General features: G+C 69.0%; 9 protein-coding genes. All 9 read left to right on the plus strand.

Features of this window, described 5'->3' with window-relative positions; translation table 11 throughout:
* The first annotated feature begins 571 nt into the window (after positions 1-571).
* The 9 genes from TSO221_RS13405 (at position 572) to TSO221_RS13445 (ending at position 8,171) form a co-directional block, all read left to right on the plus strand.
* Positions 572-1,585, plus strand: a complete 1,014-nt coding sequence (locus TSO221_RS13405; protein WP_109119006.1) for an ABC transporter substrate-binding protein — start codon at positions 572-574, stop codon at positions 1,583-1,585.
* 4 nt (positions 1,586-1,589) lie between these two features.
* Positions 1,590-2,447 carry an ABC transporter ATP-binding protein gene (locus TSO221_RS13410; protein ID WP_109119007.1) on the plus strand — a complete coding sequence of 286 codons (858 nt, stop codon included), beginning with the start codon at positions 1,590-1,592 and terminating at the stop codon, positions 2,445-2,447.
* Positions 2,440-3,324, plus strand: a complete 885-nt coding sequence (locus TSO221_RS13415) for an ABC transporter permease (protein WP_109119008.1) — start codon at positions 2,440-2,442, stop codon at positions 3,322-3,324. The genes TSO221_RS13410 and TSO221_RS13415 overlap by 8 nt, the downstream gene beginning before the upstream one ends.
* A gap of 1 nt (position 3,325) precedes the next feature.
* Complete coding sequence (locus TSO221_RS13420) at positions 3,326-4,030, plus strand: 2Fe-2S iron-sulfur cluster-binding protein (protein WP_109119009.1); 705 nt, start codon at positions 3,326-3,328, stop codon at positions 4,028-4,030.
* A 182-nt stretch (positions 4,031-4,212) separates the two neighbouring features.
* A complete protein-coding gene (locus tag TSO221_RS36395) occupies positions 4,213-4,521 on the plus strand; it encodes a succinate dehydrogenase (RefSeq protein WP_282187762.1) in 309 nt (102 codons plus the stop codon).
* Positions 4,518-4,862: a succinate dehydrogenase gene (locus TSO221_RS13430; RefSeq protein WP_109119010.1), complete on the plus strand. Its 345-nt coding sequence runs from the start codon at positions 4,518-4,520 to the stop codon at positions 4,860-4,862. Before TSO221_RS36395 ends, TSO221_RS13430 begins: the two co-directional genes overlap by 4 nt.
* Positions 4,859-6,580: an FAD-binding protein gene (locus tag TSO221_RS13435; protein WP_109119011.1), complete on the plus strand. Its 1,722-nt coding sequence runs from the start codon at positions 4,859-4,861 to the stop codon at positions 6,578-6,580. The genes TSO221_RS13430 and TSO221_RS13435 overlap by 4 nt, the downstream gene beginning before the upstream one ends.
* A gap of 2 nt (positions 6,581-6,582) precedes the next feature.
* On the plus strand, positions 6,583-7,515 hold the full coding sequence (locus tag TSO221_RS13440) for a fumarate hydratase (RefSeq protein ID WP_109119012.1): 933 nt from the start codon (positions 6,583-6,585) through the stop codon (positions 7,513-7,515).
* Positions 7,512-8,171, plus strand: a complete 660-nt coding sequence (locus TSO221_RS13445) for a fumarate hydratase C-terminal domain-containing protein (RefSeq protein ID WP_109119013.1) — start codon at positions 7,512-7,514, stop codon at positions 8,169-8,171. Before TSO221_RS13440 ends, TSO221_RS13445 begins: the two co-directional genes overlap by 4 nt.
* Positions 8,172-8,288: the final 117 nt, after the last annotated feature.

Here is an 8,288-nt window from a genome sequence, read left to right on the forward strand (position 1 = left end):
GAGGATCCGGGCTGCGCCCTGCGAAGCCACGGGCTCGGCGTTCGCACGCGACCAGCCGGCCAGCGGAGCAGGACGGCTCCTTGCACTCGTATTCACAGAACGCCAGGGTGTCCGGCACCATGGCGGCAAATCCGTTCAGGTAGTCTGCAAGGAAACCTGGCAGCATGCCCCACCTTCCACCGATCATGGCGAACCGACGTGATTGCAGCACGGGAGCTCCGCGGTGATCTTGACTGAAATCAGGTCCGCGATGATCTTCCGGATATCAGCCGTTTGCACCGAATGGCAGGCGGAGAGCCGCAATGTCACGCCCGGCGTTAGGTTCATACCGCCGAACCTTTGATCCGGCGCACCGGCGCCCGGTAAGAGCGGAACGACAACAACGGCCATGCCGTCGCCCCGCCCCTTCCCTTCGGACATATTCCGCGGCTTTAAACTGATTGATACACTAACAATCAGCCAATGCGCGCACAACAATAACTACAACAACATCGCGTTTTTTACAGGCTATTGACAGCGTGATTTGCGCAATGCCAGCCTGTTCAACACGCGACCAAGGGAGGAGAGCGCCATGCACTGTGTCAGGACCCGTTTCCGCAACGCCGTCGCGGCACTCGCCGTGGCCGGGGTGGCGCTCTCCGGGCCGGCCGCGGCGGAGGGCACGCTGCGCATCGCCGAGCAGTTCGGCATCGGCTACCTGCCGCTGCACGTCATGCGGCACCAGCAGCTCATCGAGAAGCACGGCAAGGCCTTGGGTCTGGACATCAAGGTGGAGTGGGCGCAGCTCTCCAGCGGGGCGGCGATGAACGACGCGCTGCTGTCGGACAGCATCGACATGGCCTCGGGCGGCGTCGGGCCGCTGCTGACCATCTGGGACCGCACCAGGGGCAACGCCAACGTCAAGGCGATCGGCGCCTTGAACAGCATGCCGCTGTTCCTCACCACCAACAACCCGAACGTCAAGTCGATCAAGGACTTCACCGACAAGGACAAGATCGCCCTTCCCGCGGTGAAGGTCTCGGTGCAGGCGCGGACTCTCCAGATGGCGGCCGAGCAGGCCTTCGGCGACGGCAAGTTCGACGTGCTCGACAAGGTCACGGTGTCGCTGCCGCACCCCGACGCCACCACGGCGCTGCTGTCCGGCGCGACCGAGATCACCGGCCACCTCTCCAGCCCGCCGTTCCAGTACCAGCAGCTGGAGAACCCGAAGATCCGCAAGGTGCTCAGCTCCTACGATGTGCTGGGCGGGCCGCACACCTTCAACCTGATCTGGGCCAAGGAAGCCTTCAAGGCGAAGAACCCCAAGACCTACGCCGCCTTCCTGGCCGCGCTGAAGGAGTCGATGGCCCTCATCGACAAGGATCACCCGGCCGCCGCCACCGCCTATCTGGCGATCAACAAGGGCGACCTGGACAAGGGCTTCGTCGAGAAGATCCTGAACGACCCCGACATCCAGTTCGGCGTCGCGCCCAGGAACATGGGCAAGTACGCCGAGTTCATGAACAAGGTCGGCGCCATCAAGAACAAGCCGGCCTCATGGAAGGAGTATTTCTTCGAGGACGTGCACGGCGAGACCGGGAGCTGAGCGGATGCGCATCCTCGGTCGCAGCATCCTGCCGGAGACGGGGCTGTCCACCAGCATCGTCTCCCCGGCGTTGCCCCGCCCGCTGCTCGACGTGTCGGGCGTCACGCTCCAGTACAAGACGCGCCAGCACCTCGTCACCGCGACGTGGCGCGTCGATTTCCAGGTCTTCCAGGCGGAGCGTTTCGTGCTGCTGGGGCCGTCGGGCTGCGGCAAGTCCTCGCTGCTGAAGGCGGTCGGCGGCTTCCTGGCGCCAGTGGAGGGCAGCATCCGCCTGAACGGCCAGACGGTAACCGCGCCGGGGCCGGAGCGCATGATGGTGTTCCAGGAGTTCGACCAGCTGCCGCCCTGGAAGACCGTCCGGCAGAACGTCATGTTCCCGCTGCTGGCCAGCGGCAAGCTCGGCCGCCGGGAGGCCGAGGAGAAGGCGCTGGACTGCATCGCCAAGGTCAACCTCGCCAAGTTCGCCGACGCCTATCCGCACATGCTCTCCGGCGGCATGAAGCAGCGCGTCGCCATCGCCCGCGCCATGGCCATGGAGCCGGACATCCTGCTGATGGACGAGCCGTTCGCCGCGCTCGACGCGCTGACCCGGCGCAAGATGCAGGAGGAGCTGCTGCAGCTCTGGGACGACGTGCGCTTCACCGTGCTGTTCGTCACCCATTCCATCGAGGAGGCGCTGATCATCGGCACCCGCATCCTGGTGCTCTCCCCGCACCCCGGGCAGGCCAAGGCGGAGATCAACTGCCACGGCTACGACCACCGCGCGGCCGGCAGCCCGGACTTCCAGGACACCGCGACCCGCATCCACACCATGCTGTTCGCCGACCGCGTCGAGGACGAAGGGACGCTTCGCCATGAGTGACGCGATCCTCCGTCGCGAACCGCCGATCCGCCCGGAGTACGAGCGCGTCGTCACCGGCACCGGCGTCATCGGCGACGTCGCCCGCCCCCTCTCGCCGTGGGAGCGCGTCGCCAACGTCACCGCCCTGCGCCGTCTGGCCGTGCTGGCGCTGGTCGCGGCGGTGTGGGAGGGTGTCGCGCTCTGGCAGAACAACCCGCTGATGTTCCCTACCTTCTCCGCCACCGTCGCGGCGTTCTGGGAGGCGGTGGCGCGCGAGAACCTGCTGTCCATGGCGGGGCTGTCCATCGCGACGCTGCTCAAGGGCTACCTCATCGGCATCGCGCTGGCGGTGGTGCTGACGACGCTGGCGGTCACCACGCGCATCGGCGACGACATCCTGTCGACGCTGACCGCGATGTTCAACCCGCTGCCGGCCATCGCGCTGCTGCCCATCGCCATGCTGTGGTTCGGGCTGGGCGGGGCGAGCCTGACCTTCGTGCTGGTGCACGCGGTGCTGTGGCCGGTGGCGCTCAACACGCACTCCGGCTTCACCTCGGTGTCGGACACGCTGCGCATGGCCGGGCGGAACTACGGCCTGAAGGGCATGCGCTACGTGGTGCAGATCCTGATCCCGGCGGCGTTCCCGTCGATCCTGACGGGCCTCAAGGTCGGCTGGGCCTTCGCGTGGCGCACGCTGATCGCGGCGGAACTGGTGTTCGGCGTGTCGTCGGGCAAGGGCGGCCTCGGCTGGTTCATCTTCCAGAACCGCAACGAGCTGTACATCGACAAGGTCTTCGCCGGCCTGATCACCGTCATCCTGATCGGCCTGATCGTCGAGAACGTCGCCTTCCGCTGGCTGGAAGCGCAGACGATCCGCAAATGGGGCATGGTGCGCTGAGATGGCGGATCTCGTTGTCAACGTCTGGCGCGGCGAGGGCTTCGAGACCTTCCGCGTGCCGTTCCTGGAAAGCCAGACGGTGCTGGACGTGGTGACCTGGATCCAGCGCCACCTCGACCCGACGCTGTCCTACCGCTTCGCCTGCCGGGTCGGCATGTGCGGGTCCTGCGCCATGACGGTGAACGGCGTGCCGCGCTGGACCTGCCGCACGCACGTCTCCAAGGTTGCCAAGGACGGCCGGCTGGAGATCCGCCCGCTGCGCAACATGCCGGTCATCAAGGACCTCGCCGTGGACATGGCCGGCTTCTTCGACAAGTGGCAGGAGGCCGGCGGCCGCTTCGTCCCGACCCGGCCCGGCGTGCTGGAATTCGCCCGCGTCGATCCGGAGAACCCGGAGCGTCGGCAGGCCAGCGCCGGGATCGAGTGCATCGGCTGCGGTGTGTGCTATTCCGCCTGCGACGTGGTGGCGGCCAACCCGGACTATCTCGGGCCCGCCGCGCTCAACCGCGCCTGGACGCTGGTCAACGACGCGCGCGACGGCGACCGCATCGGGCACTTGGCCGCGGTCGCCGACGACGCCGGCTGCCACGCCTGCCACAGCCAGGGGAGCTGCGCCAGGCACTGCCCGAACCATCTGAACCCGACCGGGGCGATCGCCGGGCTGAAGCGGGAGGTTTTCCGCGCGCTTCTCAAGGGGGACTTGTGATGGCGGGGTTGGGGGATTGCCCGGCCCAGAACCCTCTCCCGCCCCGGGAGAGGGTGGCGCCGAAGGCGCCGGGTGAGGGTGCGCGCAAGGATCCTGGGACGCCCCTCACCCTCCCACGCTCCGCGTGGGCCCCTCCCTCTCCCGGGGCGGGAGAGGGAAAGACGCGCCGCCTGGAACTGCGCCTGTTCCTCGCCCAGCGCCTCAGCGCCATGGTGCTCGCCCCGCTGGTGCTGCTGCACCTCGGCGTCATCCTCTACGCCGTGCGCGGGGGCCTGAGCGCGGCGGAGATCCTCGGCCGCACCAAGGGCAGCGTCCTGTGGGGCGGCCTCTACGGCCTGTTCGTGCTGGCTACCGCCGCGCACGGCTCCATCGGCCTGCGCGCCATCCTGCGGGAGTGGACCCGGCGCCCCCACCTCGCCGATACCGCGGCGCTGCTGTTCGCGGCGACGGCGCTCGTCCTTGGATTCCGCGCCGTGCTGGTGCTGACATGAGAGCCGCCGCGCACCGCAACCACCCGGCCTGGTGGGCCTTCCTGGCGCACCGCCTGTCCGGCCTCGCGCTGGCGCTGTTCCTGCCGGCGCATTTCCTGGTGCTGGCGACGGCGGTCGAGGAGGCCTCGTTCGACGCCTTCGTCGCCTGGACCGACCGCCCGCTGGTGAAGCTCGCCGAGGCCGTCCTCGTCGGCCTGCTGGCGCTGCACATGGCCGGCGGCCTGCGCCTGCTGGCCCTGGAGTTCCTGCCCTGGAGCGACACCCAGAAGACCCGCATCGCGCTGGCCTTCGGCGCCGGGTTCGCGGCCGTCCTGCTCACCCTGCTGATGGCCCGCCCATGACCAGCGTGGAACGCACCGACACCGACATCCTGATCCTCGGCAGCGGCGGCGCCGGGCTGTTCGCGGCGTTGCACGCCCACAAGGCCGACTCCGACCTGCGCATCGCGATCGCGGTCAAGGGCCTGCTCGGCAAGTGCGGCTGCACCCGCATGGTGCAGGGCGGCTACAACGTGGCGCTGAACCCCAGGGACAGCCTCGAACGCCACTTCATGGACACGGTGGAGGGCGGCAAGTGGCTGAACGACCAGGACCTCGCCTGGACCCTGGTGGTCAAGGCGGTCGAGCGCATCCACGAGCTTGAGAACGACCTCGGCTGCTTCTTCGACCGCAACCCCGACGGCACGCTGCACCAGAAGGCCTTCGCCGGGCAGACCTTCGACCGCACGGTGCACAAGGGCTCGCTGACCGGCATCGAGATCATCAACCGCCTCGCCGAGCAGGTCTGGGCGCGCGGCATCGCCCGGCTGGAGGAGCACCGCGCCCTCGAACTCATCCCGTCGCGCGACGGCTCCCGCCTCGCCGGCGTGCTGATGGTGGACATGCGCACCGGCGGCTTCCGGCTGGTGCGGGCAAAGGCGGTGCTGCTGGCGACCGGCGGCGGGCCGTCCATGTACCTCTACCACACGCCGTCCGGCGACAAGACCTGCGACGGCATGGCGATGGCCCTGCGCGCCGGCTTGGCCCTGCGTGACCTGGAGATGGTGCAGTTCCACCCCACCGGCCTCGTCGCCGGCTCGCAGACGCGCATCACCGGCACCATCATCGAGGAGGGCTTGCGCGGCGCCGGCGGCCACCTGCTGGACGGCGACGGCAACCGCTTCATGCACAAGCACGACCCGCGCGGCGAGCGCGCCACCCGCGACATCGTCAGCCGCGGCATGTACGAGGAGATGCGCCACGGCAGGACCGGCCCCAACGGCGGCCTCTACATCACCATGCGCCACCTCGACCCCGCCATGGTCCGGCGCGAATTCAAGGGGATGGTCGACCGCTGCCGTGACGTCGGCTTCGACCTCGTGTCCGGTCTGGTCGAGGTGGTGCCGACCGCGCACTACATGATGGGCGGCGTGCCCTTCCGCACCGACACCTCCACGGAGATGCCCGCCCTGTTCGCGGCCGGCGAGGACACCGGCGGCGTGCACGGCGCCAACCGGCTGGGCGGCAATGGCGTGGCGAACTCCACGGTGTTCGGCGGCATCGCCGGCGACACGATGGCCGCCTGGGTGCCGCGCGAGGGCGCGCTCGCCGATCCCGACCAAGCCGTCATCGACGCCGCGCTGGAGCGCACGCTGCGTCCGTTCTCCCGGCCGGCCGGCGACCTCAACGGCCTGCGTGAGCGGCTGTACCGCGTGATGTGGGACGACGTCGGCATCGTCCGCGACGCCGCGGGATTGGGCCGCGCCTCCCGCACCCTGGAAGACCTGGGCGCCGAGCTGGACGCCGCGGGCATTCCCGACTCATCCCGCACCTTCAATCTGACGTGGCACGATTGGCTGAACCTGCACAGCCAGATCCTGGTCAGCCGCGCCCTCACCGCCGCGGCGTTGGCCCGCGAGGATTCCCGTGGCGCCCATTTCCGCGCCGACTTCCCGGAGACCGGCGACCTGAACACCTCCGCCAACACTTTCGTCCGCCTGGACGGCGACCGCATCGCCGTGACCACCGAGCCCGTCGCCTTCACCCGCGTGCGGCCGGGCGAGACGCTGATCGAGGACTGACCATGGCCATCCCGATTTCCGTGGTGGAGGAGACCGGCGTCGAGCTGACGCGCCGCGCCGCCATCGAGATCCCCGACGACTACCGCGCCGGCATCAAGGACATGATGGCGCGCGAGGAGGACGAGCTGAGCCGCTTCGTCCTCCAGGCCATGGTGGAGAACTGGGAGGTCGCCGAGCAGGACCGCCGGGCCATGTGCGCCGACACCGGCCTGCCGCGCTACTACGTCAAGGCCGGCAACGAGGCGCGCGTCGAGGGCGGCTTCGTGGCGTTGGAACGCGCCTTGCGCCGCGCCACCGCGCACGCCACGCACGCCATCCCGCTGCGCCCCAACCGCGTCCACCCGCTCTCCCGCAAGGACCACAACAACAACGTCGGCATCCTGGCGCCGGAGATCGAATACAGTTTCGAGCCGGACGCCGACTGGATCGACGTCACCACCGTGCACAAGGGCGGGCTGTTCGGCACCGACTACCGCATGCTGTTCCCCGGCGACGGCATCGACGGGATCAAGCGCTTCTTCCTCGACGTGATGGTGCAGTTCGGCCGCCGCGGCCTCGCCTGCCAACCGGCCATCGTCGGCATCGGGCTGGGCGGCTCCAAGGACACCTGCATGGTGATCGGCAAGCAGGCCGCCTGCCTGCGCACCGTCGGCGACCGCCACCCCGACCCGCAGGTGGCCGCCCTGGAGCGGGAGCTGAAGGACCTCGGCAACAGCATCGGCATGGGCCCGATGGGCTTCGTCGGCAAGTCCATGGTCGTCGATTGCCACGTCGAGGTCGCCTACACCCACACCGGCGGCATGCCGATGAGCGTGCACAGCTTCTGCCTGTCGTCGCGCCGGGCGGTGGCGCGCATCCACGCCGACGGCCGGGTCGAGCACCGCACCGATCCGCACTGGTTCACGGACTACCATCGCCGGGAGGGCGTGGAATGAAGGAAGTCCGCCTCACCGTCCCGGTTCGCCCAGAGGATCTGAAAGGCCTGGAGGTCGGCACCGTCGTCTACCTGGACGGCGTGCTCTACACCGGCCGCGAGGGGCTCTACAAACGCATCCTCGACGAGGGACACGCGCCGCCGGTGGATCTGGCGGGTGTCTCCAACGCCAACTTCCACTGCTCCCCCGCCGCCTCGGTCGCCGAAGACGGCACCATCACCATGGGCGCGGTCACGGCGACCGCCAGCTTCCGCTTCTCGCACTGGCTGGCGCGCTGGTTCGACGTGTCGGGATGCAAGCTCATCATCGGCAAGGGCGGCATGAGCGAAGAGGACTACCGCACCCACTTCGTCCCGCACGGCGCCGTCTACCTGACCACGGTCGGCTACGGCACCGGCGCCCTGCTCGGCCGCGGCATCAAGCGGGTGCGGGAGGTGCACTGGCTGAAGGAACTCGGCATCGCCCAGGCCATGTGGGTGCTGGAGGTCGAGCGCTTCGGCCCCTTCCTGGTGGAGAGCGATCTTGAGGGCAACAGCCTCTTCGAGCGCATGGGCAAACAGGTCAACGCCAACCTCGACCGGCTATACGACGGCCTGAAACAGCCGGCGCTGCGCCGCTATGGCGAAACGACCTCCAGGGATGACGAAGTGATTTGACGTTCCAACCCTCTCCCGCCCCGGGAGAGGGTGGCCGCGCAGCGGCCGGGTGAGGGTAACGGCAAGGATCCTTGCGCTACCCCCCCCCCCACCCCCCCCCCGGGGGGGGGGGGGGGG

The organism is Azospirillum sp. TSO22-1, assembly GCF_003116015.1.
GTDB lineage: Bacteria > Pseudomonadota > Alphaproteobacteria > Azospirillales > Azospirillaceae > Azospirillum.

Excerpts from the sequence above, each read along its gene's own strand:
- TSO221_RS13435 (WP_109119011.1), top strand. The coding sequence starts at position 4,859 with ATGACCAGCGTGGAACGCACCGACACCGACATCCTGATCCTCGGCAGC.
- TSO221_RS13410 (WP_109119007.1), top strand. The coding sequence starts at position 1,590 with ATGCGCATCCTCGGTCGCAGCATCCTGCCGGAGACGGGGCTGTCCACC.
- TSO221_RS13445 (WP_109119013.1), top strand. The coding sequence starts at position 7,512 with ATGAAGGAAGTCCGCCTCACCGTCCCGGTTCGCCCAGAGGATCTGAAA.
- TSO221_RS13440 (WP_109119012.1), top strand. The coding sequence starts at position 6,583 with ATGGCCATCCCGATTTCCGTGGTGGAGGAGACCGGCGTCGAGCTGACG.
- TSO221_RS13420 (WP_109119009.1), top strand. The coding sequence starts at position 3,326 with ATGGCGGATCTCGTTGTCAACGTCTGGCGCGGCGAGGGCTTCGAGACC.
- TSO221_RS13405 (WP_109119006.1), top strand. The coding sequence starts at position 572 with ATGCACTGTGTCAGGACCCGTTTCCGCAACGCCGTCGCGGCACTCGCC.
- TSO221_RS13430 (WP_109119010.1), top strand. The coding sequence starts at position 4,518 with ATGAGAGCCGCCGCGCACCGCAACCACCCGGCCTGGTGGGCCTTCCTG.
- TSO221_RS13415 (WP_109119008.1), top strand. The coding sequence starts at position 2,440 with ATGAGTGACGCGATCCTCCGTCGCGAACCGCCGATCCGCCCGGAGTAC.